This is a genomic window from Legionella santicrucis, assembly GCF_001468135.1.
Lineage (GTDB): Bacteria > Pseudomonadota > Gammaproteobacteria > Legionellales > Legionellaceae > Legionella > Legionella santicrucis.
This window is the reverse complement of the sequence record NZ_LNYU01000024.1, coordinates 1-24,707: the sequence shown is the minus strand read 5'-3', so window position 1 is coordinate 24,707 and position 24,707 is coordinate 1. Positions and strand designations below refer to the sequence as shown.

Sequence of the window (24,707 nt, the reverse complement as noted above, 5' to 3'; positions counted from 1 at the left end):
ATTCACTAAAAGGGGCGTCTTAGAGCCCCTTATTTAGATCTTTGTGATTTGAATATCGGTTATGATGTTTACTTATTTCTTGAGCATTGCTTTTCCTAACCAAAAAAAACTAACATCATGTGCCATTTTTTCTGAGGTTTTCGCTAAAATCCAAGATTCCACTTCCTGCCAAATATCATTATTTATATCTTTTTCGTTTTGTTGTAAAAAAAAGGCGATTAACCATTTCATCTCCATACTCCCTTGCTGAGGTAATTGAATAAATGTTGTTTTAATCTCTTTCTCAAAAGGTATATTCAAATGAAGCAAGGCAGATTCTACGTCAGCTGCAGTATAAAATTGCTCGTTTTTATTTCCTATATATGCCTTGAAGCATGATTGAATTTCATAAATTCCACGATGACCTCTTAATACAATTAGGCCTGACGCCCCACACTCTGCTATGTTCCTCACTACATAAGGCAAATCCAAAGACCAATAAAGGCATTGGGAAGCGATAACCCAATCAAAATGCTCATCACCTAAATGCCTTAGAAAATAGCTTTCAGCTGTACCAGCAAAGGTATTTGTATGAACGGGAATGGTAAACTTATTTTTTGAATATTCTAATAAAGCATTTATACTAGGATCTACACCAGTTATAGTGACTTTTGAGGGCATTCTACTGGCATAAGCATCAATTATTTTTTTTATTAAGTTACCATCATGGCAACCTAAATCCAAAATATTTAGCTGATGCGAGAATGGAGAAAATCGAGTACGCATTAAGTCAATAAGTATGGATTTTTCACTAGCATTAGCAAAATAGGTTTTAAATAACTCACAGCTATCATACATAGACATTTTTATTTTTTCCTTATCCGTCAGAGTTAATATAAATAAACATGATTTGGAGACTGTAACCAATTGCTCTTGGAATAATTCACTCCCAAAGTTTCAATGAATTGAAAAGATAAGGCTTTGCGGGAACAGTTTGAATAATTGACTGGACTGCAATGAACAAAATTACCATGAAACAATAATGCATCTCCAGCCTTGACTTCTAAGGGCATATAACAATAATTTTCTGTAATAAAATCAGGAATAGAAACATCATTAAGTTGCTTAAATTGCCTGATTTTATGTTGATGATTTACATGCGAAACCCATTTTAAAGGCCAATGATTACTACCAATAACTCCATACATGCATGCATTTTCTATGCACGCATCTTCCAAGGCTAACCATAAAACAATTACTGATGCAGGCTCAGTGTAAGCAAATGTTGATTCCTGATGCGGCCGCACCTCACTACCGAAACCATAAGCATACTTAGGAATATAAACGCTCAGATGACAAATTGGCCTTCTATAGCCTATGCCTTTCAAAATCATCATCAGCATAGGATTCCGATAAATGACCTGTTGCATCATTGAATATTTTTCTATGAGATGCATACCATGTCCAATCCTATTAACTACTCTGACATTATCTATCATTTCATAAAATACATGCCCCTTTTGACTAGAGGCTTGAAAATAAGGATCAGTAACATATTCTTTAGATTCTGATTCTTGTTTCAAAGGGTTTTTAGAATAAAAACAAACGATTTCATTATTCCAATTTTGAGCAATATCGACTTCTGCATCATGTTCTATGAGTTCAATTTCACTTAATAAATGAGTTAGTTCCGTCTGATTAATATAATCTTTAAGAACAATTATGCCGTTTTGGTTATAACTGCTGATCGCCTGGTTTAAATCAGATTGTAGTTCATCAATATTATACGCTTTTAACGCATTTGAATTAGCGATAATTTTCATTTTTCACCTCTACTCTAAAGCGTTATAAACGGAGGTATGACTTTTATCTCTAAGTCAGGATGCTTTTCTCGAATGACCGTGTAATTTAAAGGAAAAATTACAATTTCTGTTGATGCGCTCGCTTCCGCGTTAATGAGATGACCACCAAAAAGCTGAAAATTATCACCACCTAAAGCTGCATGAATATGTACAAACCAACCCTCATCAGCTAAAGTTACATTGCCGGTTAAAGAGGCAATTTCATAGGTTTCCTGAAACAATTTCCTGGTATGTTGTTTGGTATCACGATGATAAAAACCCATCGTGACATTAGATAAAGCACCAATACCACTGATACTTGCAGATTTTAAATTAGCATAAGAGGCATAATTTATTATGCTTTTAAATAAGTTATCCCCTTCTTTTAGACTTAGAATATACGGGGAGTATTCGTATTGACGCATGATAATGGCTCCTATTGTATTAACAATAAAAGCCATCACCAAAAATCCTCTAGAGACAGGGTTGGTCAGGATGACTTGAAGAGTACCGACCCCTAACGATTTTCTTAATGTGAATTTAATCAATTTGAATTCTGTATGTCAAGAAAACAGAGATTTTGTTTTTCTTATTTCCAACATTATAAGCGTGTTGAATCGTCAACACGCCCTACTTTCTACTTATCATTTTTAATCATGCTTACCTGGTTGAATGATTTCCTATGGATTGCACAAGGGCCAAGCCTGTTTAAAGACTCTCTATGTCCTTTAGTTGCATACCCTTTATGGGTAGCAAACCCATAACCAGGATAAAGCGCATCCAAACTTACCATTTCAGCATCTCGAGCAACCTTTGCGAGAATAGAGGCAGCACTGATAACATTTATTAATAAATCCCCATGAACGATTGCTTCACAGTTTATGGCAATTTTGGGGGTATGAAGACCATCAATAAGCACTTTCTGTGGTATAACTGGCAAGGCATCAATGGCCCGTTGCATGGCAAGTAATGTTGCATGATGAATATTTAACACATCAATTTCTTCAACCTCAACACGACCATAAGCATAATAGAGCGCTTCTTGTTTAATTTGAAGAGTAAATTGCTCACGCTGTTTGGACGTTAATTTTTTTGAATCGGTCAAACCCAAAATAGGTTGGCGCAAGATAACAGCTGCTGTAATCAAAGGACCAGCTAAAGGCCCACGCCCCGCTTCGTCCACTCCGGCTATAAGAATCATACAAATACCTTTTATATTTAAAAATTATAGCATTGTAATACCCAATTTAAGCAGACTTATGCGGTAGGCAAGTAGACTCATCCATTTTTTTGCAAGATACAACCATAAACTACTTATTACAAATACCATATCCAATATATCAGAGGAGTTGCCACAACCAACACTATTATTTCAAGTGGCAATCCCAGTCGCATATAATCCATGAACTTATATCTTCCAGGCCCCATGACTAATAGATTGTTTTGATGTCCAATTGGTGTTAACACGGCACAGGAAGAACCGATGGCTACAGCCATAAGAAATGGATCTACGGGTATTTTTAAAGAATTTGTAAGACTCATAGCGATCGGAGCCATAACAATGACTGTTGCTACATTATGAATAAAATTAGCAATGCACATGGAGATTCCCATTAAAAGTGCAATGATCCAAAAAATAGAGAGGTGCTGTGAAAATTTTAATATCAATTGTGCCAAGAGATCGGCCCCGCCAGTTTGAGTTAACGCGTCTCCTAGGGGAATGATCGCAACTAGAAAAATAATGACCGACCAATCAAACTGTTTATATACATATGTTAGGGCTGTATTATCAGTCAAAAGCATAAGCAAAGCGGCGGCAGAAAAAACAATTTGAATGGGCATAATCAATAATCCAGACAATAAAATTGCAATCGTGAAGATTATCAACGGAATAAAATTTTTAAATCCCATATTTAATTGCAATGTTGATGTCTCTATGGGAATCAAACCATAAGAAGGAAGTGTATCTATCACATTTGGATCTTTACAATGTAATAGCACCATATCACCAGGATCAATAATTATATTTCTGATTCTTCCCATTTTAGAACTAGTCGCCTTTGATATAGCTATAAAAGAAATTTTATAAACAGCTCGTAAATTAGTGTCTTTAATTTTTTTGCCTATAATATTTGATTTAGTTGGCACAATGGCTTCCAATAAAATATCATTTGACTTGTTTTTACTTCCTTTTCTTATAAAGTTAGAAATAACTATATCTATAGAATTGGAAAGTTCTTCTAAGCTATTTAGGGTTGCTTGGATAATGAAGCGATCACCTGATTTGATTTCAGTACTTTCTTGTAAATTTATTTTTCGTTTTCTTCTTATAAGCCCCATAATCTCAGCTAATAATTTGCTTTCGTCTTTAAAACAATCAAACGTCCTACCTATCCATTTTGATTTTGGAGGTATACGAATTTCAATGGTATAAATTGGTTTAAATGAAGTTTTTTGTATTTTCTGTTTAGGTAACAAGCGCCAACCAAGAAAACTTATAAATAAAACCCCAATTAAAGCGGTAAAAAAACCAACATAGGTAAAATCAAACATACTAAAGGGTTTACCAACAGACTGTGCGCGAAAATTAGAAATAATCAAATTGGAGGCAGTACCTATTAATGTTACCATGCCGCCCATTAATGAAGCCATTGCGATAGGCATTAAAATATAAGAGGGGGAACGGTTGTACTTAAGAGAAGTATATATACTAACCGGTAATATAAGTCCTAATGCACCTGTATCGTTCAGAAATGCAGAAATAAATGCAATAAAAATGCTGAAATAAAGTACCTCTAATGATTGAGTGCGCATTTCAAATTTATTGATTACGATTTTAAGAACATTTGACTTAGCAATAATATGTGTAGCAATCATAATGCTAGCCACTGTTATTACAGCTGGGTTATTTAGTCCAGAGAAGGTTTTATCAGCTGGAACTGCACCAAGAATAACAGCAGCAGATAATGCGATTATTGCGGTAATAGCATATGACCACTTGTTCCATATAAAGAAAATCATTGCAATTAGCAAAATTAGAATGACTGAATATGGCAGTAATTGTGTGGGTAACATTATTGATTACCTCCAGTTCAGCTGATGTGAAAAATATTTCCCTATCACACTACGGAAAAAACCGGTTTAAATTAAATTATAGATAGGAATTGCTTAATCTACATAATGAAGCAAGGTTGGATCGAGAGCGAACAAAATAGCGCATGTAATTGAATCAAAATATACTAAGTGGTGTACTTTCCTGCTCAAAGCAAGAAAGCACAGGATAGATTAATTTCTATATAATCTTAATGGATTCACAACTCCTTCTAACGATGGGGTGTTGTTGTGATGGGTTGCATTGAAAAAATCACCCCCACTAACTACCCTGTTATTATTCGATGTTATGCTATGATTCTGAATAAGATTATGAATAAATGCGGTGGCATTTAAATTACTCGCAATTTTAATTCGACAAAAATTATTATACGTATAGAATTGGAGAACATTGATACCTTTCTCTTTCAATTCCATCATAATAAAATGTGCTTGGTTGCCTTTTGGACAAGAGATTTCCGTGCAAGAGATATTATCGCTAGTCCATCTTCTTTCACTCACGCGAACACTACTTAAATCAACGCCCTGTGTTACAGTTAGATTTGTTGGGGGAACAGGTGCAATAACAGCAGGCTTTACATTGTTGCTTGAGGCTACATTCACAGAGTATTGAGGTTGTACATCGCGCCCGTTCATGTATCCATAAGTAGGATGATTATTCAGAGATAGCATCGGTTGTGGGGGGCAAACTGCTGGATTTCTGGTCGGTATATTTGTCAGATTCGAATTAACCATAGCAACAGATTGCATCGAAGGATTAACGAAATTCGGTGAAATAACAGCAGGTTGGTGGTTGTTATTTGGAGCGACATTCATGTAATGATGAGAGTCATTACACCCAGTAACGTATCCATAAGATAGCATTGATGGATTAGCAAAAGGCGAAATAACAGCAGGCTGGGGGTTGTTATTTGGAGCTACATTTATATAGTGGTGAGAGTCATCACGCCCAGTCGTGTATCCATAAGCAGGATTCAGAGATAATATCGGCGGGTGGTAAACTGCTGGATTTCTGGTCTGCATATTCATCGGATTCGGATTAACTATGTTAATAGATTGCATCGAAGGACCAGTAGATACTTGAGATACTTTGTTGTTCTGGACAAGGTTTACAAAAGCCTGTTCTGCACAAAGATGTTGCTCTTGAAGAGAAAAGTTACTGTTATTCCCTTGAACCAAAAAAGAATTCACTTTTGACAATTCTTTCGCATTCAGGTGGTTTTTTTGAGTGTCATCATAAAAGTTAATAATAAAATTATTTGTATCAATTTGACCTTTGTTATTCAGTACTTGGGTTAAAAAATTAATTTGGTTATTTTTACCTGCCAATTGGCTCATCTTTGTTTGGAATGCAGATCCTAAGTCGGGAAGATAAGAAATTAAGAAGGGTCTTTCTATGCCAGCTACCTTATACACGTTAATAGCAGTAGTTGGCTGAGTTGAATATAATGTTTCCTGAAAAACCAGCTCCTTACCTAGAATACGAGAAACATATCCCGCAATGTAGGTAGGATTATTATGATAGGTGGCAATCGCAGTTAACTCATCATCGTCATTATGCTTTAACACAGCTTCAATACCCGTTTTTACATTCTGGATCGCATGATTTTTCCCAAGCTGATAAATGTCGGTCGCTGATTGATTTTGGTGATTATCTAAACAATGTTCACTGAACGTATGTTGAATACTAATTGTTTGGTCAAAATCTAAAATAGTAATTTTCTTAGCAACGCCTGGTACATTTCGCTCTTGTTTTGCCTTCATAAAATTAATCTCCGAAATCGTATTACAAAATTTTCATTAGCCAATGAGTAAGTAGTAATGATGTTTTTTGATGACTATTTAGCCAACTTGATTAATTTTAATTCTGTTTCCAAAACTGGAGAATACAGTAATTAGGAAAGTAATAATTTCTAAAATGGAAAAAAGATTCAGTTATATCAAGAGGTTTATCTCAATCCCCATGAGATTTAAAATAATATTTTAAAATGAATAAGTTAAGAATTTCCATCCTAGTATGTCAGTTAGCAGTTGAGGCTGGTTATTAATTATGAGCAACTCCATCAGACAATGCTTGCTCATAAAAATAATTCAATAATTGGCGTATTTTCTCTTCATAAGCCAGATGTTTGGGATAAATAGCATAAAGAGTTATCTTGGGTGAGGTTTCTTCAGGTAACACAGGTACTAACAGTCCTGCATCTACTTCTGTACTTACAGAAAAACAAGGTACCCAGATAAGTCCCATTCCATTTACTGCCGCTTGTTTTAATAAGTCGGCACTGTTACTTTTAAAATTCCCCGAAACAGAAATAATGTTCTTTTTGAAAATCCACTTATTTTGTAACCCATATAGTGTATTAATCAAACAACGATGATGTTCTATATCTTGTAATGTTTCAGGAATACCATGCTCTTTTAAATAGTTGGGAGAAGCAAAAATTTTACGCTGAACGGAAAACAGCTTGACACATATCAGTCTCTGATTATTAATTCTATCGAAGGACAGAGCGAGATCGAATTCGGATGAGTAAACGTCTATAGCTTGATAGCCAATATCGATATTTATTTCTAACTTGGGATGAGTTTTCATAAACTGAATACTTAACGAAGTTAAGTAAGGGATAATGGGGGTAACAGTAAAGTATATTCTCAGAGAACCTTTTAGTTCTAATTTTTCAGTATTTCCTATCGCTTTGATTTTTCCTAACTGCTCAAAAAGAATCAATGCTTGTTTATAGAGATAATAACCTTTCTCTGTTAAAACTAAACTTGTAGTTGAGCGAACCAATAACTTTATTTTTAGCTCGTCTTCTAACCATGTAATTTGTTTGCTTATCTTAGATGGAGATATGTGGAGGTTTCTTGCCGCAGCTGAAAAATTTTTATAATCAACAACGGCGAGAAAGCTTTTTAAACAATGTAGCATATTCATAATTTAAAAGTTGGTTGAACATATAATAAGTAACATTTTGTAATCCCACGTCTGATTATTCTATCTGCCCTAAGAGCATAAGCACTTTTTTATCAATCTAATGGTTCAATATTGGTAAATCGTACGGAAGGAGGATCTGCAATCAGCTGGTTGTTAATATATCCGCCCTTCAAATACAAATCGCCTTGAGGTGGCGATGCAAATCCGCCCCAAAGGGTATCTCTGTCCTGTACAAAATTACCATCAACTTTAGTTTTTATATTTAAAGGTCCGCCATGATGAACACCACACGGTGCCAACAAACATTCGTGAATCCCCATTTCAAACCAGTGACCATCCAGATGTCCGCGGGCAGAACCAGCCCAGACAGGAACACACTCATCCGAAATGGGATGCGTATGAGCAGCAAAGCAATCGCCAGGAGCACAGCGGGTTAAATGGAAGCCGCATTGACGAGTTCCATGGCCTGGCCACAAGATAAATCGCATGGGGCTTCCATTAGCATCAAACTCAGCCCCTCTGAATACATTGAATAGGGCGCCATGACGACGAATATCCGGTGACTTTAAATTCCAAGCGCGTATCTCTGGGTGAGTTTCCCTGTAACGAAGATAATTAACAGGGGAAATTGTTCCACGGCTTATTGTTTTTTTTGCTTCCTCTGCGGCATCAAAATCAATAGAACCCACGACGCGAATATAAAAACCTGAATCTTCATATAAGCTTACTAAAGGAGGAGTAATCGAGTTAACCAATATAAAATCTTCCTTATTGCGAGTAGGATTACGCAGAGCATGGGTGACATTTTCCGGAAAATATGCCATATCACCAGGTTCAATGCTTACCCACTTTCCCCGGAGATATAGTTCACCTTGACCTTGAACACATAAGAATGCTTCCTCTGAAATCGGATAATTATACATTGGCGATTCCATGCCAGGAGAAAGTGTTGATACATGGATGCTTTCTGTTTGGAAGCCATTGCCAGGCCATGCAATCAATCTTGTGGGGATATTATGCAGTATTATTTCAATTCCTTCATTAAGATCACCTATCGCACCCGCATGACGAATTTCATCATAATTACGATTTTTGGCTAAATAATCTTCCTTTGTTTTTGCCATGTTATTAGCTCTATGAAAATGAAATTTTATTCAAGTATAGACGAGTTTCTGAGCAGACACTCTTTCCCCCTTTACATCAAGACGCAAAAAATGGAGTCTTTTGTTGGAAACCTAATTTCCAGCTTGCGCCGATCGACCAAGCTGGAATTGGGTTCATTAATTAAAAACTTTAGGGCCAGTATCTAATCTCAACCATCATTTAGCTGGGCATTTCTTTTTTGCCATTGATGAAGCCTCTCTAATTTTGGAAAAAAAGGTCCCAATTTGCTGAGAAAATCATAAGCCATAAAAAGTGCACCCAGAGCAAAGACTACATCCCCAGGAAATCGTAACCATTGCCACAATATGGTTGTATTATAAAACTCAAGGCTTCTTGAATGAGCAAAGCCATGCTCATAGACATCCATTAGCTGTGACCATCCTATGGGAAAGAAATTGAGTACAATCCACAATAAAAGTCCCAGGTTATAAAGCCAAAATGCCCATGTGCCCAACCGATCACCCCACGATAAACGATCACCTGCAGCATAACGCAAACAAAAATAAATTAAACCCAGGCCAAGCAGACCAAAAGCGCCGAACAATGCGGTATGAGCATGGTTTAGTGTTAAAAAAGTACCATGTTCATAATAATTTACCAAGGGAGCATTCAACGTCCCACCGCCAAATACCCCAGCCCCAACAAAATTCCAAAAAGAAGCACCTAAAATGTAGAGGTAAGCCAAATTATAAGTAAAAGTACCTTGACGTTTAATTAATTGCCGATGTTCAATCGCATCAATAATCAAAAGCACTAAAGGTAAGACTTCAATGAAGGAGAACATCGAACCGAGTGGCACCCAGATATCAGGTGTACCTGTCCAATACCAATGATGTCCTGTGCCAATAACCCCACCTAAAAAAATCAGAATAGTTTCAAAGTAAATGGTTCGTTCGGCAAGAACACGAGATATCAAACCTGTACCCATTAAAAGATAAGCAGTCGCACAAGCTGCGAAAAACTCAAACGATTGTTCGACCCAAAGATGGACTACCCACCAACGCCAAAAGTCAGTAATGGTGAATGATTTTTCAATACCTGTTAATGGGATCATCCCAAAACAATACAATACAGCAACATTCGCCGTACTTGCCCAAAAAAGATGCTCCAGCCGAATATGCCCAGTCCAGAATTGTACCGTTGCTTTCTTAATAGCGCTTAAATCTGGCCACATGCCTCGAAAAACGATCACACTCCAAAGAAATAATCCCAGACAAAACCCAATTTGCCATAAGCGACCAAGCTGCAGATAAGAAAGTCCCTGATTACCAATCCAAAACCAGTATTGATTGATATACCCCATAATCCCTAAGTAATCGCCAATAATGGCTCCACCAACAATAAAAAGCGTGACCCAAAATAAAAGACTAACTAAAAAACCTTGTCCTTTCGGTTCTTGCCTACTAATAATTGGCGCTATAAACACTGCCGCACTAATCCAGGAAAGAGCAATCCAGACAATAGGGGTTTGTATGTGCACATCGCGAAGAAAATTAAAGGGTAAATAGTCATTAATTGCTATACCATAAAAATTCGTACGTTCCGAATAATAATGCGCCATAATGGCCCCTACACCAATCTGAAGGAGCAACACGAGTGCAACAATCACAAAATACTGTCCCACTTTACGCTGGCTCGAAGTAAGTGGTTTAAAAACCATAAATAGTTGTGTCTTTGGAGAATCATCAGGCACGCTAAGATAACGATGGTAAATGTATAAAACAGCGCCAAAACCTAAGAAAACAAAGCAAAAAGAAACCCAGGTCCAGTAAAAAGTAGCTGGTGTTGGATTATTTCCCATACTTGGTTCATAAGGCCAATTATTGGTGTAAGAACTGTTTTGACCAGGCCGATGAGCAATAGTAGTCAATGAAGAATAAAGAAGGAAATCTGCTGTTTGCAAAGCACTTTGCTTATCTAAACCATAGGCTTTTGTCCAACCCGACTGAACATCATGATTTAATAGAGTATAGGCAATTTCCTGTTGCAATTGCAAAATTGAATCAGCAACTGGCTGAGACAAAATACAGGTGGGTCTATTTAGTTGAATATTGTGAAGCTCTTGCTGCATGTTTTTTCGAACCAAATAGCGCTTCTCTTCGGATAAGCTGACAAAGGACAAACCATAATTGAGTTGTGCCATTTTTTCTTCAATAAGACGACCTAAACGCAATAAATATTTAGCAGTATAATCTTCCCCAAAATAAGATCCCATCCCATAGAGACTTCCATAATCCATCAAATCAGCACGCTGAAATCCAGCCTTGCCCGCAACAATGTCCTTTTCTGTCATAATCACTTGACCTGATTGGGTTTCAAATTGTTGTGGTAAAGGTGGAGAAAGTTGGTACGTTTTATAAGTACCCCATATCAGCACCAAAAAACATACAAGAGCAGTGAATAATAAAATCCATTTTAAAACCAAACTGACGGGGTCGCCGATTTCCTGAGAATATTGTTGAACTGCCTTTTTGTTTTGAATCATTGTTTCACTCCATGAAGCGTTTTATCAATTGCTCTTAAATGAGGATCATAAAAATACATCATTAAAGATGACCTGAGAAGGTAAACCAAAGGAAATAATCAGGTAAAAGTCAGAATCGTAGTGTCAAACAACTTAGTTAACAGCTGATGAACCCCTTTTGTCACAAGGTAACCCGAGAATACTCATGCAATACGTTACTATTTAGGCTTTAAATCATTATCTTCATCCCGATTAAGATAATTATCCTGTTTGTCATCCTCATTTATTCGCTCATAATGAGGTTTCCAAAATGAATCAAAGTTAAATGGAACTTGCTTTTCATGTTTGGATTTTACTGAAGGATGCTTATTCTCTTTGTGTTCGGATAATTTTACAGAATCAAGTTTATATAACGAAGGATTATAAGGATTTTTTTGTAAATGTTGGTTTAATTCTTCTTGTTTTTCTAACATAGATTCATTTAACTTGCCTTTTTTTCCAATATATTCTGAGCACCCCTTGGTATGGTTCACCGCAAGACTCACATTAGATGCATAGGTGCCTACATCTAGATTAACCGTATTTGAATCATAACGCACTATAGGTACGTATTCTTCCTCTTTAACTATTGGAGTATGACCAACATAGGATGGGATAGATTCTTTATGTCTTTTTTTAGTTCTAATCTTCAATTCCAATTTGGGATCATCTTGACGCGCCCAGGTAGTGTAAGATTTTTCTCTATTTGTTAATGTCATGTTATTATTAGCAATTCGTTTATACAGTTCTACATCCTCAAAGGGCATATCTGCATGGACAATATTAAATGGCTTTTTTCCTTTAACATGAATGATGTAAGGTAAATGTTCCATAAATGTTTTAATGGATTTTATTTCACTAGACTCTTGATATTGAATTGTTCCCCCTTGACATTGAATGCTCTTATTCTCCAATTCGCTTAGAAATAATTGAATCATCCATCTCCCACCATTAATAAGGGTAGTTCCCAAAGCTTTATATTCATGTTCATAGGCATATGAATCATCCAAACTTTTCAATAATAGAACCAGTTTACGCACAGATTTTTCACCGGATTTTATATAATCTCTTAATGGATGAGTATCATTGAAAATGAAGCTACTCTTTTCTTGAGTTAATCGTTCTAAGGAATTTATCGTTGCCAAGCATAAATCCTCGTGATTACCACGAATAGAAAAGACTTGCTCTTTGTGCTTCAATATTTGTCTCATCACTTCTCGACTGTTATGACCTCTATCTGTTAAATCGCCAACGATAAACAAGCGATCTGTCTTTGAAAGAGATTCTAAATCTTGTTTGAAACAATTCGCATTTCCATGGACATCACCAATAATAATATCTGATCCAACAGTATTTTCTTCTTTTAAAATAATATCTTGGGGTATTTTTTCTTTCATAATTGCACGCACTGGTGATATAAAAAACAATATGGACAATATTTATTATATCAGGCATCCTCTTTCAATACAAAAGGGCCCTTGATAATAAATGGTATCGAAGCAATGGCTTTGCAAGAAGTTCCATCAATGCAAAATCCTTACTTTGACATGTTTTTCTTAGAATTACGTTTTTTATCAAATCAAAAACATCTAGATATCGATTTCGATGCGTTTTTAGCCAGTTTTTCATATATCGCAAATCAGCATCTCGTGACCTAGAGGATCACTATTATGATTTTGGTGCAGCATTACTCATTAAAAAAATACCTTTTTACTGAAAGCAGTTTCAAGTAAATTGACTACTCAAAAAAATCTCATTAATTATGCGGATGGTTTATACTAAAATACCGCCTCTAAATCATGACTAATTCGGGCACAGTAGCCATTACTCAGTGCCATGATTTCAGACTTACCAACCAAATAGGAACTCCATCAGGGATGTTTCCTCCTTTTTAGGTTCTCGTTTAGGAGTTAACGTTTTTAATTCATGATAACTATCAAGTACACTGTCTGCTATTGTAAGTGCATCAGGAAAGCAATAGTTAATTTGTTTGCATTGATTAGCAAGTACATGTAGATTTTTCCAATAAGTTATATTATTTGCATTGATTTTTTTAGAATCAATTAATTGTTTATAACAAAAAAGTTCTAAAAATCTTTTTACTTTATTTGTGTCAGCGGTACGCTCAATTGTATTATGAAAAATTTTACCTATATGGAGCTGCAATTTTTCTTGTGTCAAAGGTAATGCAGTATTATCAATAATAAATTCCGCTGCCACTTTAAAAAAAGCGGGAAGATCGAAACTGCCTTGAGATTGGATCTGCTGTTTGAAAAAAGTGGAAACTGGAGGCTTCTTTTTTCGAACAAATAAATCTAAAAACTCACTGTTTTTTAAAGTAGAATCGAACAATAATTTGAGTGTTTCATACTTATTTTTATCGTTTTTACGATCTTTCATAGCTCCAGAAGCAGTAATATATAAAGTTGGATCTATATTGGTCAAAGGAGTCTTTGTTACTAAGGCAATGAGTTCTTGATCACAGGGAACCTTTTCACATTCTTTTAAAAGTATTCTTCTTAACGAATCTTGGTAGACAGCAATGCTTTCTAGATCATTTAAAAGAGTATCATTGGTTATGATTTCTATAGCGTGAGTAAATACTAATTTAAGTTGGATATTGCTGTTTTCTTTTTTTTCTCGGTTAAAAGAATCATAAACATCGCTAAAAAAATGAGGATTGCTCGCAGCTTTTTTTATTAAATGTTTGAAAAATTTTTTATTACTTGAATCATCGGAAGCAATGTTCTCTGCCTCATTCCATAGTATTTGATAAAATACTTCTGGTTTTCGCATTTGAGGATTTGTTGATATTTTTTTGTATGTATCTATTTTTGAATGAATATAATTTTTAATATCAACCCTACACGCCCTACTCAACGCTTTATTTTCATTAATAACATTCTCATAATTTCCGAGCGCCTTGAATGCTTTCTTTAGAGCTTCAGATTTCCTAGTATTACCAAAATAACCGTTGACTATTCCCTCTACTGATTTATCAAAAATATAATTGATTAATTGTCTAAGGTGAAAAAACTCATCATCAGTATCTATATTGAACTGTTTCTTTGTTAGATTTTTGCCTGATTCCAGCATAGGATTTATCAAATGTTGGAGAGTACTTAGGTCCCTCATTTGCGTTGTGCACCATTTATAAACATCGTCAGGTAATCGTTCTTTCAACAGCCCTTTTAAATTGGCTAAAACACAATTACCTATTTTTTGGGATTTTACATGTTTGCCCCAGCTAAAGCTGAAACCTAGATCTTTTAGTGTCTTATCATATTGATCATAAAATTTTTTATAATCCTCTTCATTCCCGTTTACTACACCCAATCCAGTAATTGTTTCAATAGCTGTTCTTAACTTATTTAAATCTAAGCCAGCGATATTAATGCGATAAACTAAATTATAAGTTGATCTTTGACCATTCCCGCGATTGCAATGTGTAATAACCAATTGCTTTTTGTCTTTATATATTTGGGTATAGATTGCATGACCATTGCAGTCATGCTCAATTGTTAAATCATTACCAAAAACGAGCTTCCTAATTCTTTTTAAGGTAATTTCCTTTTTATCTTCGATAACGATTGTTTTGATTGACTCAGAAAACCGACTAAAAATGCTTTTATATTCTTTTAACTCGGCAGCCGTATCTGTTCTTCCTTCTATTTTAATGTCTTGGGAGAGGACTGTTGACAATAGTTTTACAAATTCTTCGCTGGCGGCTTTAACAACTATGCCCTGTTTTCTAATATGTTCTTTTTGATTAACGACTAAATCAATCAGATAACCATGAAACATAGCAGACCAGAAGGGCAAGAAGTTTTTACGTTCCTCTCCATCTACATCGCTTAACCATTTTTTCTTTTTAATGATCGTTTCATTTAAAGTAGCTTTCTTTTTAACGTTGCCTTTTTTTGTTTTTATTTTATTTAATTCTTCTTCTGCATCAGTTATCTCCTGTTTGATCCGATCATAGACTGCTGAAGCCGATTTATTGAGATTTTGTTGCGCCAGATCGGTCTGCATGAATTGCTCGAACTCATGAGTAAAATCTACTATTTTTTCTACGGGAGGATTGGATACAACTCGCTTATTTTTTTCTTTTTTTGCTTGCATATACTGCCCCTCCCAATTGGTTGTTTCATAACAATACATAGTTAGTAGATATAACACATACAGCTAGATTGTAAATCTATTTTTATGGGGTTCAATCAGATTTTAAGCTGAATGAATTTTTAAATTAATTAGTTATAGTACCACTTCACGGATCAACTCCAACCAAGCCTTCGCCGCACTTGAAAGATAGGCATTACGACGCCATGTCATGGCCATATTCCATTGAAGCATATCGTCATCGAGTAAAAGAGAATGAATCTGTGGATTTGGTCGCTCAGTACTAATCATTCGTGGTAGAAAAGCAACACCAAGTCCCGAGGACACCAGTTCCAACATAAAATCAATTTGACTGCTTTGTGCAACTATTTTTGGTTGGAAGCCAGCACGATTACAAGCATCCAGAATTAAGCGATGTAACGCAAAACCACTACCAAATAAAATGAAAGGGGTATCTTTAAGCTCTTTTAATGAAATGGAATCTCGGGCTGCAAAAGGATGGTTACACGCCAAGAGCGCAACAATGGGTTCACTTCGTACTGGCTGACAATCAAACTCTTCAGAAATAGGCAGTAAAGTTCCCGCAAAGTCTATAGTACCTGCACGCAAACATTCTGCAAGCTTATCACTGCCATGTTCTATAAGTTCTACTTCGATGCCTGGATAACGCTGGCTGTAGCGTGCAAAAAGTGGGGCAAATAGAGTAGAACTACCCACAGGAGAAATACCTAACCTAAGTTTTCCTTGCTTCAAACCACGCACTTCATCAAGCTCTTTAAGAAGATCATCTCGATCCGCAAGAAGTTTAATTCCTCGACGATAAACGATTTCACCTGCTGCAGTGGGTACATTATGCCGTTTAAAACGCTCAATAAGTGGAACTCCCAGTTCATCCTCAAGTTGTTTTACTGCTTTACTTACTGTGGACTGAGTGGCAAAAAGAATTTCTGCTGCTTTGGAAAAATTACCTTGACGCACAACCTCTATAAATATACGAAGCAATTTAAATTCCATAACTATTCCAAATTAGAATGATTATTAGTCAATAAATTCATTTTATTCATACTCTACAAAAGTGTAAACTTTATTGAAAAATAAAAAATCAAAGTGATCTTGCATATGACAACAACGATTCGGCAAAACTCCTTATTTCAAGTACTCTTGGTTTTTATTTTTTGGTTTGCTAGTGAACTGGTGGTGAAACTTATCAAGCTCCCTGTGTCTGGAGGAATATTCGGTTTGGGTATTGTTTTACTGCTCTTAGTGACAAAACGTCTAAAGCTAGACAGTATAAGAATTGGGGCCCAATTACTCCTTGCGGATATGCTTCTTTTTTTTATTCCAGCGGTCCTTGCAATACTAGAGCATCAAGAGTTTCTTGGGATCTTAGGGCTTAAAATTTTATTTGTAATTATACTCAGTACCATAATCGTGATGTCGACCACTGCCTTAGTTGTTGATTATTGCTATCATTGGAGAAATAACCATGCCAAGTCATATTCTCTCTGAACCAGCAATACAAGCACTTTTCTGGTCAATTATAACGGTCAGTATCTATTTTATTTCCAAAAAGTTATATAATAAATGGCCATTTTGGTGGCTCATGCCACTTACTTTCGCACCGTTAATTCTCGCAAGTCTTGTTTTTTTACTTCATGTGAATTATCAAGATTATTTAAGTGGGACAAGATGGTTAGTGCAACTCATTGGCCCTGCTACAGTTGCCTTTGCAATCCCTATTTATGAGCAGCATGTACTCATTCGCCAGCATTGGCCAATACTTCTAATTGGTGTAATTGTTGGAAGTGTCACTGCACTGTTATCAAGTTGGTTATTAGCAAGCCTTTTAGGCCTTGATGGACAAATACGATTAAGTTTACTGCCGCGATCTATCAGCACGCCATTTGCCCTAGAAGCGTCACGCAGTATTGGCGGCACCCCTGAGCTGACTGCATTATTCGTCATTATTACCGGTATATTGGGAGCGATTATTGGTGATATTTTACTAAAGCACTTATCATGTCATTCATCCTTAGCAAGAGGTACTCTTTTTGGAGCGGGAGCCCATTCTGCAGGAACGGCACAGGCTCATAAAATAGGAAATATTGAAGGCGCAATCGCTAGCCTGGTTATGATTTTGTCAGGTTTATTCAATATACTGCTTCTTCCTTTTATTAGCCAATTTCTAATTCGATGATAAATAAACTTTTAACACCCATAGAACATGAGCATGCAACATCACATCGTTAAAATATTTAAGCATAAATATGGATTTGATGACACATATCATATTCCCTTTATAGCTATGATCCCTCCTATTTATTGGGAGGGGTATTCTTTTTATCAAGTAATGGTCTCTTTCTTATAGAAATTTTCGAAAAATTGTTGTTTTAATGATCCGTTTTTAGCCACTCCCTCTTTTTATCAATAAACAAACAATATGTTATTATTTGAAATAATAAATTTATTTTTTATATTCAAGTATACCAAGAGAGTAATAGGATAAAAATTATGGCCGAAGAGCCTAAAAACACAGAACATTGTATAAATATCAAAAACGTAACTCCCCCCTCCATTATTCATTTCATTTGGATCGGAGGAATACTTCCTGAGATGTAGATACCGTGTTTTTAAGTTTTAAAAATTTAGTCTTAAGCCCTGAGCTATTACCTTATGGAATTAAAATCCATGGCTTCATAAAAAATAATCTGGAAATATCTTCTTGGAATAATGATGTTATTGCTGCGGTTCCTCATCATCCAGTTATAGAAGATGCCATCCATCATTCCATACAATCGTATAAAAAACTAGATAGCGAAAAACAAGACCTAGATTTTATATTAAAAATGCTTAAATTTCCTGTTCGAAATGATAATACGAAAATGGATTTAAAACGATATCCTTTTCATCCCCCATATTTTGGTCCCAATAATATGTTTTTTAGTAAACGATGGGACTATACTTTGGATTCAGCAGGCCCAACCGCTTTGCAAGAGGGCATGATGAAATATATAAAAAATATACAAAATGATAACCCGGATCTCTCTTTAAAAAGTATTTATGATGGTTTCCTTATTAATCGAGTGCGAAAAGAATGGTGGAATGAGCACATGAGTTTAATTAATATCCCATTTAAAGGTGCATCTGATCAGACATGGACAAACTCAAAACATAAAATTAAAGGTTATGATGAGAGTAGTATCCCTTCTTCTTTATTTCTGAGAAAGTAAGGTTAAATTATCGAAACGAGGCAAAAGCGAATTAAACGCAAAATCAGGAAAAAATCAATCACTAGATAATTTCCAATTTTCTTGACTGAAAATATGCTAATAATCCATAGAATTAATTTGTTTAAAATTGAAATATTAAGTCACTTCCAGCGCATTTAGATTAACAAATAATCTATTATTCGCCTTTGCCTCGTTTCGTTAATTTAATCCCAAAATTGCGGGCTCAGGTCTTGTCTTTTGCCTATTTATATAACATAAAAGAAAATCCCGCTGCCATACCCACACTTATTGAATTTATATCCTAGATAAACTAAGATGAATGCGCGCAATTTGATCATAACAAAAACAAAGGTTGTAAAATGAAAAAAATTTTGTCGCTTACTGCCCTATCCATTTTGATCAGCAGCTGTGCTTCTATTTCCGCTGATCCACAAACAGCTCGTATTATTGCTTCACCTAGTCCTGTGCCCAAAGGATGTAAATACTTAGGACAAGTTGTTGGAAATCAAGGCAATTTCTTTACTGGAAGCTTTACTTCTAACCGTAACCTAGAAGAAGGCGCCATGAATGATCTTAAAAATAAAGCAGCAAAACTAGGCGCAAACTACATTCATTTAGTCACCAATCGTGCTGGAGTTACTGGATCCATGAGTGGTTCTTTTAATAGTCAGGGTGGTTTTATGAGTGGTAGCTCTGAACAAACGAACGTCACAAACTTAGGAAATGCATATCTCTGCCCACCAAAATCAATCGGATTGGATTAAATTTTGCTTACTCCTGTTCTAGGAAGCGAAGCAAGCAATAATAATTGGCCTAATATTAAAGCCATTGAAACATGGATAGCTACATTATTGGTAAGTAGTACCAAATATTAGGTCGTATTAATTCTTTTTAAATACATGACGTATCCTTACAGTGATGAAATAGGCTTTCAATAGCAAGTTAATACTCTAACTCTTATTAATATTTTTCAATAACATAACAAATTAGAATCCCCCTAGGGAAATTTCTGAGGAAATTTACAGAGACAGTCATAACAGCGAACGCATGAGTTCTTAAGTATCATCAAGCCATCCGCTTGGGTGTCGGCCTTTGCCTTCACCCAGCTACAATTTTTAATCAATTAAAAGTTAATGGCAGTTCCAGTAGGCGCGGTTATAGGGTAAGGATAAACCACTACGGGTTGAACAACAGGTGTAACAATAGGTGTCACGACAGACGTAACAACAGGTGTCACGGCGACTGCTTTGTATGTAACTACAGGTTTATAGGTAACCACTGGTTTGTAGGTAACTGTCGACGTATATGCAACTGCCGGTGTATAGGGCGGTGTGTATTTAATTGAACAACATCCTGCCATCAAAATAATATTTCCTAATAAAATAATCCATTTCATTATAAAGCCCCTTGCATGGATGCCTATATAAATAGTAGATTACTTGAACACATAAGGCAATAATAAACCATTACAACATAGGTGAAGCGGAATCTGGGATTATAACAGCTCAGTCACCCCTTCCTCAGCAAGTTTACGAAATCAAAAAACACCACCGTATCTCGAGGCATACTTCTCCTAAATATCTTTAATGAGAAGCGTCTCGCTCAAGTTAAAATAATTTAATTAAACCATACCTTTTGTCATATTCATTCTGAGCAGTATCAGATTGATGACGAATATCAGATAATTGTTTTTGAGACATTTTTTCAAAAAAAGCTATTGGCTTATCTTGTCCATCAACTAAATAAGAATTAGCTGCGACAACTTCTAACAACCTCTCCTTATAAGCTTTTTGTGCGATAGAATTCAGCGTATAGTTTTGCTCTTTAATAGATAAAAATAAGCGTATAATTTTTGCAGACTCTAGGTTATCCATAGATAATGCTATATCTAGTGCGGTGCTACCATCCTCCATTTGATAGTTTACGTTTGCACCAGCATTAATTAATGCGACTATTATCTCAGGGTTGCCAATATGTGCAGCAATGAGCAGGGGTGAGAATTGATCCCCATCGAGAACATTAGCATCAGCTCCATTTTTTAATAAACTTAAAACAGATTCTTCTTTATTGTTGTAAATTGCGCTCATTAATGGGGTATTAAAATTTGAGTCTTCCTCGTCAATATCTAAATCTAATGAGATTAAATATTCTATAATGTCAGAATGACCCATCGCTGCTGCGCAATGCAACATAGACTCGCCTTTCTCATTACAATGACTTTTATCTGCGCCGTTTTGAATTAAAAATTTTACAGCTTCAATGTGCCCTTCCTGTACAGCAATTGATAAGGGGGTTTCACCATCATATCGCGCCGCATCAATGTCGTGTAGTTTCGGAAGCATTGCTTTCATTGCGTCAATATCACCCGACTGGGCAGCAAGGAAAAAAATCGATACATTATCTTCATTTGTTCTGCGTAATATATTTTTATCAATAGGAAGAGGGCAAATTGCATTGAATTTATATGCTAAGGTTGGATCGGACTTTAAACCAAAACAGCTCATACTAAAAACCGTGAATTCAGAGGGCTCATATTCACTTTCCTCTTCTTCATCAAGTTCAACCTGTGGATTAAGCGCTTGATACAATACCTCCGCCAACTCAATACTATTTAGTTCCTGATGATAAAATCCAGTGATGTCAGACTTAATTAAATTATCTGCATTTAATAATTCCCAAACGTCCTTTTGTTGATTGTAGTTTAAAGCAATCGCATGCTCATCAGATTCTATGATAAAGCCAACCACTTGTTCACATGATTGGAGTAACAATTTTAGTTGTTCAAAATAAGTAATAAGTTCTTGTTTATTTTTTGCATGATAAGAGCGATGCACAAGCTGGGGGCCGGCACTTTCTAATTGTTTGGGCGCTGAAATTTTATGATTTGCACTGTAGTTTTGCATTACATGTTGATTATAGATCTCAGGATAAAAATCAGGATGAAGCTGTAATGTAATGCATTCAAAAAAAGGACGAACTTCAAGACATGCAAGCTCTTCATGAGTTAGAACAGGATTTTTTTGGGTTGATTGTTTAATTTTATCATACACCATTTGAATATTATGTAATAACTCCTCTGGATTTTCTTGATATCGCTCAATTAATTCCAGACGCTTGTAGAGGGTATCTCTATCGTTACAAAATAATGCATCTAAATATTTAGATGAAAGACCATAACAGACTCCTTTACTTTTTCCCTTTTTAGGATTCATAAACAAGCTATTAAGTGCAATTAAATTTTCGTGATAAAGCATAGAGCACCACTTGGTGAAGGCAATAGGTAATTGCTATGTAATTAGAGTTATAATGATACGCTATGTTTATTAATTAATTATTAAGTTCTTATTTAACCCAATAACACCTATATTCTTAGAAATGATTAGGTTCGATGTGTTTTGATAAGTCTGATAAATTTCGAGACAAAAATTTTTAAAAAGAAGTGAAAATCAAAATCGTAGAAATATTGTCAACAATGCTTAAATCAGCTTGTTCTACAAGAGGTACAATAGAATGCTGGCCTTGATGAGTACTTAGATTTGACGAAAAACATCCAGGAAATCCGGTGTAATAATACAAGGTTCAATATAATCATCTGTATTAGGTATTCTTTTTTTAATATTGCCTAACCTTTTTGCTGGCATTTCACCATCAATATAAAAAACTCTGGCAACAAGTAGATTGGGTCGAGACCCAACAATAACTTACTCTCCAAAGACTCCTCATTAAAATCATCCCCATAAGCCCGATTTTCAGGCAAAATTCCTGTTCTTATCGAACGATGAATGCTTGAGTAGAGCCAATCTGAGGCTTTCTTCACATAGCTATGTTTTACAAGATTATGAGGAATATAATTGAAATGATGCTCGTAATCTTTTGCATCACGGATAAGATGCTCCCAAAATCTGCGCTGCCATATACCTCTTTCACTTTTTTTCTTCCTAACAGGATTAACATATTCTTTGGGTGCTATTTGTTGTGAGAAATATCCTTTGATTAATCGCAATCGCAAAGAATAATCTCCATCTTCCTTCGGTAAAGTCATCAGCATATGGAAATGATCGGGAAGGATCACTATTTCATCTATTTCAAAGTGTATAAAGTGCGGACCTTGTGAAAAGAAATACATAATTTATCAATTTGATCAATTAACAAGTTGCTCTTTCTATTTAATAAATTAACTGTAAAAAAATAGGTAGCACCAGGAATTATTACTCTTCGATAGCGCATTATATTGAACTTGGTTTACATTCCATTTTGAGGAATGTTATACCTTTCTTTTGTGATTTTTACAATGTGATAAATATTTTAATTAAGAAACTTTGGAGAAATGTGTTTAGGTGTTGGGAGCAAATGTTGGGCCGCGACCTAATCTACTTTTCTAAGCCTGTAATAGACTGCTCATATTTGATAAAACATTAATTTCGTTTCGTAGGGATAGAATTGAGCCACTGCCTCCATTTATCATTGGTGGCCTCAATGCCTTTTACCCACTTATTTTTAATTTTTATATCTTTGACAGTGTATACTTTATCCGCCTGAACCGTTTGCTGAAAGCCAATCCATACTCTTTGTCTGCGTTGAACTATTGCATCACCTTCAATTTTGAAATCCATTTCAATCACCCCAAGTTTGGAGTAGGTTACGTAGTAAATAAACCCCTACTGAATCAGCAATTCCTACTTAAATCATATCTCTGCATAAAAACAAGAGATATGATTTAAGCGAGAGTTGCTACTATCTTTGTTAATCAATTTACCCTGTATCTATCTTATTGTAAAATAAGAAAAATAATCGATTTATTTAATAGTACATAGCATACAAAAATGAAATTATTTTCAATGAATATTAGCCAAAGGAGTGTAGTATGTTTTTTAAAAATGAAAGTGACAATGTAAAAGCAAAGAAAAATGACATTTCATCTGTCACTGTAGATTGGTCTCGCGAGCTTGAATCTTTACCACCTCAATACGTAGTTCAGATCACTTATGAAAATGGTGCTGTTAAACAAAAATATATGAGTCAAGAAAAGATTCAAAATGAATATGGAGAATATTTAAATAAAAATATTGATGCAAAAAGTTATTAATGGGAAATTTATTGATCTTAACGCATACGTTATATGAAACAAAACGCAATTGTAGAAGATAAAAAACAATTGTTGTCTATAGATATGTGGACGAGTCCTTCGGACCAGCCTGTGCTCTACGGGACGTGTGCATAAACTGTAGACAACGGAGAACTAAGGCATCTGAGCACACAAAGCGCGCACTTTTTCACGAATATTTATTAACGCTACCAAAATAATAGTCATGATTGCCTCATACAAAATAAATAGGCTTATTTGTGTCTGTACTAAATTCCTGAAGAATTTCACAACCATCTTTTGCTTCAGCCTTTAAAAAGTTAAGAGGAACATCAGTTAGCCATGCAATATTCATTTATTTCACCGCATTAATAATAGTATTTATCCGGTATTCAACGATTGTCTTTCGACTCTCAGATTCTAGGGAGTAATTTAAATGTCCAGGCAAGGCTTGAAGGAATTGCTCGAGAGTGCGATAGAGGAAACAGAGTGCGAATATCATCAGGGTCCGAGTAAATAAAACGAAGTTGCTCATCCATGGCCGGATATACATACGCGAATACTTCATTTTTCACAAACTGTATACTTGCAAAAACGGATGAGTCCATATACGTGTCAATGTGCTCTGCGGATGATTAAAGCGGCCCCCGTAAGTGGGCTGTCTCTTGATCACATCTCCATCAATTTGGTAGCTATCCTAAGTCCTTCAACTCGCTCTTGTAAACGGAACCATCCTTTCCAG

21 protein-coding genes are annotated in these 24,707 nt (G+C 35.5%); 5 read left to right on the top strand and 16 right to left on the bottom strand.

Annotated elements, in window-relative coordinates; translation table 11 throughout:
* Window positions 1–72: 72 nt before the first annotated feature.
* The 12 genes from Lsan_RS04930 to Lsan_RS04875 all read right to left on the bottom strand — a co-directional run bounded on the left by Lsan_RS04930 (window position 73) and on the right by Lsan_RS04875 (window position 16,666).
* Window positions 73–843 (bottom strand): class I SAM-dependent methyltransferase, encoded by a 771-nt coding sequence (locus tag Lsan_RS04930; protein ID WP_058513403.1) that lies wholly within the window; start codon window positions 841–843, stop codon window positions 73–75.
* A gap of 26 nt (window positions 844–869) precedes the next feature.
* Window positions 870–1,802: a phytanoyl-CoA dioxygenase family protein gene (locus Lsan_RS04925; protein ID WP_058513402.1), complete on the bottom strand. Its 933-nt coding sequence runs from the start codon at window positions 1,800–1,802 to the stop codon at window positions 870–872.
* Between the two features lie 14 nt (window positions 1,803–1,816).
* Window positions 1,817–2,281, bottom strand: a complete 465-nt coding sequence (locus Lsan_RS04920) for a PPC domain-containing DNA-binding protein (protein WP_237762037.1) — start codon at window positions 2,279–2,281, stop codon at window positions 1,817–1,819.
* Between the two features lie 176 nt (window positions 2,282–2,457).
* On the bottom strand, window positions 2,458–3,021 hold the full coding sequence (gene rnhB / locus Lsan_RS04915; protein ID WP_058513401.1) for a ribonuclease HII: 564 nt from the start codon (window positions 3,019–3,021) through the stop codon (window positions 2,458–2,460).
* 116 nt (window positions 3,022–3,137) lie between these two features.
* Window positions 3,138–4,895, bottom strand: a complete 1,758-nt coding sequence (locus Lsan_RS04910) for an SLC13 family permease (protein ID WP_058513400.1) — start codon at window positions 4,893–4,895, stop codon at window positions 3,138–3,140.
* Window positions 4,896–5,105: 210 nt separating this feature from the next.
* The gene (locus Lsan_RS04905) at window positions 5,106–6,695 is read right to left on the bottom strand and encodes a hypothetical protein (protein ID WP_058513399.1); all 1,590 of its coding nucleotides are present in this window, start codon (window positions 6,693–6,695) and stop codon (window positions 5,106–5,108) included.
* A 280-nt stretch (window positions 6,696–6,975) separates the two neighbouring features.
* Entirely contained in the window at window positions 6,976–7,866 is an 891-nt protein-coding gene (locus tag Lsan_RS04900; RefSeq protein ID WP_058513398.1) for a LysR family transcriptional regulator, read from the bottom strand.
* A gap of 92 nt (window positions 7,867–7,958) precedes the next feature.
* Window positions 7,959–8,990, bottom strand: coding sequence for a cupin domain-containing protein (locus Lsan_RS04895; RefSeq protein ID WP_058513397.1), 1,032 nt, complete (start codon window positions 8,988–8,990; stop codon window positions 7,959–7,961).
* 188 nt (window positions 8,991–9,178) lie between these two features.
* Window positions 9,179–11,515, bottom strand: a complete 2,337-nt coding sequence (locus tag Lsan_RS04890; protein ID WP_058513396.1) for a nitric-oxide reductase large subunit — start codon at window positions 11,513–11,515, stop codon at window positions 9,179–9,181.
* 197 nt (window positions 11,516–11,712) lie between these two features.
* Window positions 11,713–12,930: a metallophosphoesterase gene (locus tag Lsan_RS04885; RefSeq protein WP_058513395.1), complete on the bottom strand. Its 1,218-nt coding sequence runs from the start codon at window positions 12,928–12,930 to the stop codon at window positions 11,713–11,715.
* Window positions 12,931–13,381: 451 nt separating this feature from the next.
* A complete protein-coding gene (locus tag Lsan_RS04880) occupies window positions 13,382–15,655 on the bottom strand; it encodes a hypothetical protein (RefSeq protein ID WP_058513394.1) in 2,274 nt (757 codons plus the stop codon).
* Window positions 15,656–15,787: 132 nt separating this feature from the next.
* Window positions 15,788–16,666: a LysR family transcriptional regulator gene (locus Lsan_RS04875; protein ID WP_058513393.1), complete on the bottom strand. Its 879-nt coding sequence runs from the start codon at window positions 16,664–16,666 to the stop codon at window positions 15,788–15,790.
* A 105-nt stretch (window positions 16,667–16,771) separates the two neighbouring features.
* Here Lsan_RS04875 and Lsan_RS04870 point away from each other — a divergent pair, with 105 nt between their 5' ends.
* The 4 genes from Lsan_RS04870 (at window position 16,772) to Lsan_RS04855 (ending at window position 19,646) form a co-directional block, all read left to right on the top strand.
* Window positions 16,772–17,161: a CidA/LrgA family protein gene (locus Lsan_RS04870; RefSeq protein ID WP_058513392.1), complete on the top strand. Its 390-nt coding sequence runs from the start codon at window positions 16,772–16,774 to the stop codon at window positions 17,159–17,161.
* The gene (locus Lsan_RS04865; RefSeq protein WP_058513391.1) at window positions 17,139–17,849 is read left to right on the top strand and encodes an LrgB family protein; all 711 of its coding nucleotides are present in this window, start codon (window positions 17,139–17,141) and stop codon (window positions 17,847–17,849) included. Before Lsan_RS04870 ends, Lsan_RS04865 begins: the two co-directional genes overlap by 23 nt.
* Before the next feature lie 427 nt (window positions 17,850–18,276).
* A complete protein-coding gene (locus tag Lsan_RS04860) occupies window positions 18,277–18,882 on the top strand; it encodes a hypothetical protein (RefSeq protein ID WP_058513390.1) in 606 nt (201 codons plus the stop codon).
* A 359-nt stretch (window positions 18,883–19,241) separates the two neighbouring features.
* Window positions 19,242–19,646 carry a DUF4156 domain-containing protein gene (locus Lsan_RS04855; RefSeq protein WP_058513389.1) on the top strand — a complete coding sequence of 135 codons (405 nt, stop codon included), beginning with the start codon at window positions 19,242–19,244 and terminating at the stop codon, window positions 19,644–19,646.
* Window positions 19,647–20,005: 359 nt separating this feature from the next.
* Here the strand turns inward: Lsan_RS04855 and Lsan_RS04850 are convergent, their stop codons facing one another.
* From Lsan_RS04850 to Lsan_RS04835, 4 genes are all read right to left on the bottom strand, one after another.
* Window positions 20,006–20,242: a hypothetical protein gene (locus Lsan_RS04850; RefSeq protein ID WP_237762036.1), complete on the bottom strand. Its 237-nt coding sequence runs from the start codon at window positions 20,240–20,242 to the stop codon at window positions 20,006–20,008.
* Window positions 20,243–20,489: 247 nt separating this feature from the next.
* Complete coding sequence (locus Lsan_RS04845) at window positions 20,490–22,136, bottom strand: ankyrin repeat domain-containing protein (RefSeq protein WP_058513387.1); 1,647 nt, start codon at window positions 22,134–22,136, stop codon at window positions 20,490–20,492.
* 368 nt (window positions 22,137–22,504) lie between these two features.
* Window positions 22,505–23,008 (bottom strand): REP-associated tyrosine transposase, encoded by a 504-nt coding sequence (locus Lsan_RS04840; protein WP_065236276.1) that lies wholly within the window; start codon window positions 23,006–23,008, stop codon window positions 22,505–22,507.
* Between the two features lie 289 nt (window positions 23,009–23,297).
* Window positions 23,298–23,495 carry a hypothetical protein gene (locus tag Lsan_RS04835; RefSeq protein WP_058513386.1) on the bottom strand — a complete coding sequence of 66 codons (198 nt, stop codon included), beginning with the start codon at window positions 23,493–23,495 and terminating at the stop codon, window positions 23,298–23,300.
* Window positions 23,496–23,746: 251 nt separating this feature from the next.
* On the opposite strand from Lsan_RS04835, the gene Lsan_RS04830 reads away from it, so the two are divergent.
* Window positions 23,747–23,968, top strand: a complete 222-nt coding sequence (locus Lsan_RS04830; RefSeq protein ID WP_058513385.1) for a hypothetical protein — start codon at window positions 23,747–23,749, stop codon at window positions 23,966–23,968.
* Window positions 23,969–24,707 lie beyond the last annotated feature (739 nt).

What these genes read in the sequence shown, in the direction of transcription:
- Lsan_RS04930 (WP_058513403.1), bottom strand. Translation starts at nt 843, where the DNA reads ATGTCTATGTATGATAGCTGTGAGTTATTTAAAACCTATTTTGCTAAT.
- Lsan_RS04925 (WP_058513402.1), bottom strand. Translation starts at nt 1,802, where the DNA reads ATGAAAATTATCGCTAATTCAAATGCGTTAAAAGCGTATAATATTGAT.
- Lsan_RS04920 (WP_237762037.1), bottom strand. Translation starts at nt 2,281, where the DNA reads ATGGCTTTTATTGTTAATACAATAGGAGCCATTATCATGCGTCAATAC.
- rnhB (WP_058513401.1), bottom strand. Translation starts at nt 3,021, where the DNA reads ATGATTCTTATAGCCGGAGTGGACGAAGCGGGGCGTGGGCCTTTAGCT.
- Lsan_RS04910 (WP_058513400.1), bottom strand. Translation starts at nt 4,895, where the DNA reads ATGTTACCCACACAATTACTGCCATATTCAGTCATTCTAATTTTGCTA.
- Lsan_RS04905 (WP_058513399.1), bottom strand. Translation starts at nt 6,695, where the DNA reads ATGAAGGCAAAACAAGAGCGAAATGTACCAGGCGTTGCTAAGAAAATT.
- Lsan_RS04900 (WP_058513398.1), bottom strand. Translation starts at nt 7,866, where the DNA reads ATGAATATGCTACATTGTTTAAAAAGCTTTCTCGCCGTTGTTGATTAT.
- Lsan_RS04895 (WP_058513397.1), bottom strand. Translation starts at nt 8,990, where the DNA reads ATGGCAAAAACAAAGGAAGATTATTTAGCCAAAAATCGTAATTATGAT.
- Lsan_RS04890 (WP_058513396.1), bottom strand. Translation starts at nt 11,515, where the DNA reads ATGATTCAAAACAAAAAGGCAGTTCAACAATATTCTCAGGAAATCGGC.
- Lsan_RS04885 (WP_058513395.1), bottom strand. Translation starts at nt 12,930, where the DNA reads ATGAAAGAAAAAATACCCCAAGATATTATTTTAAAAGAAGAAAATACT.
- Lsan_RS04880 (WP_058513394.1), bottom strand. Translation starts at nt 15,655, where the DNA reads ATGCAAGCAAAAAAAGAAAAAAATAAGCGAGTTGTATCCAATCCTCCC.
- Lsan_RS04875 (WP_058513393.1), bottom strand. Translation starts at nt 16,666, where the DNA reads ATGGAATTTAAATTGCTTCGTATATTTATAGAGGTTGTGCGTCAAGGT.
- Lsan_RS04870 (WP_058513392.1), top strand. Translation starts at nt 16,772, where the DNA reads ATGACAACAACGATTCGGCAAAACTCCTTATTTCAAGTACTCTTGGTT.
- Lsan_RS04865 (WP_058513391.1), top strand. Translation starts at nt 17,139, where the DNA reads ATGCCAAGTCATATTCTCTCTGAACCAGCAATACAAGCACTTTTCTGG.
- Lsan_RS04855 (WP_058513389.1), top strand. Translation starts at nt 19,242, where the DNA reads ATGAAAAAAATTTTGTCGCTTACTGCCCTATCCATTTTGATCAGCAGC.
- Lsan_RS04850 (WP_237762036.1), bottom strand. Translation starts at nt 20,242, where the DNA reads ATGGCAGGATGTTGTTCAATTAAATACACACCGCCCTATACACCGGCA.
- Lsan_RS04845 (WP_058513387.1), bottom strand. Translation starts at nt 22,136, where the DNA reads ATGCTTTATCACGAAAATTTAATTGCACTTAATAGCTTGTTTATGAAT.
- Lsan_RS04840 (WP_065236276.1), bottom strand. Translation starts at nt 23,008, where the DNA reads ATGTATTTCTTTTCACAAGGTCCGCACTTTATACACTTTGAAATAGAT.
- Lsan_RS04835 (WP_058513386.1), bottom strand. Translation starts at nt 23,495, where the DNA reads ATGGATTTCAAAATTGAAGGTGATGCAATAGTTCAACGCAGACAAAGA.
- Lsan_RS04830 (WP_058513385.1), top strand. Translation starts at nt 23,747, where the DNA reads ATGTTTTTTAAAAATGAAAGTGACAATGTAAAAGCAAAGAAAAATGAC.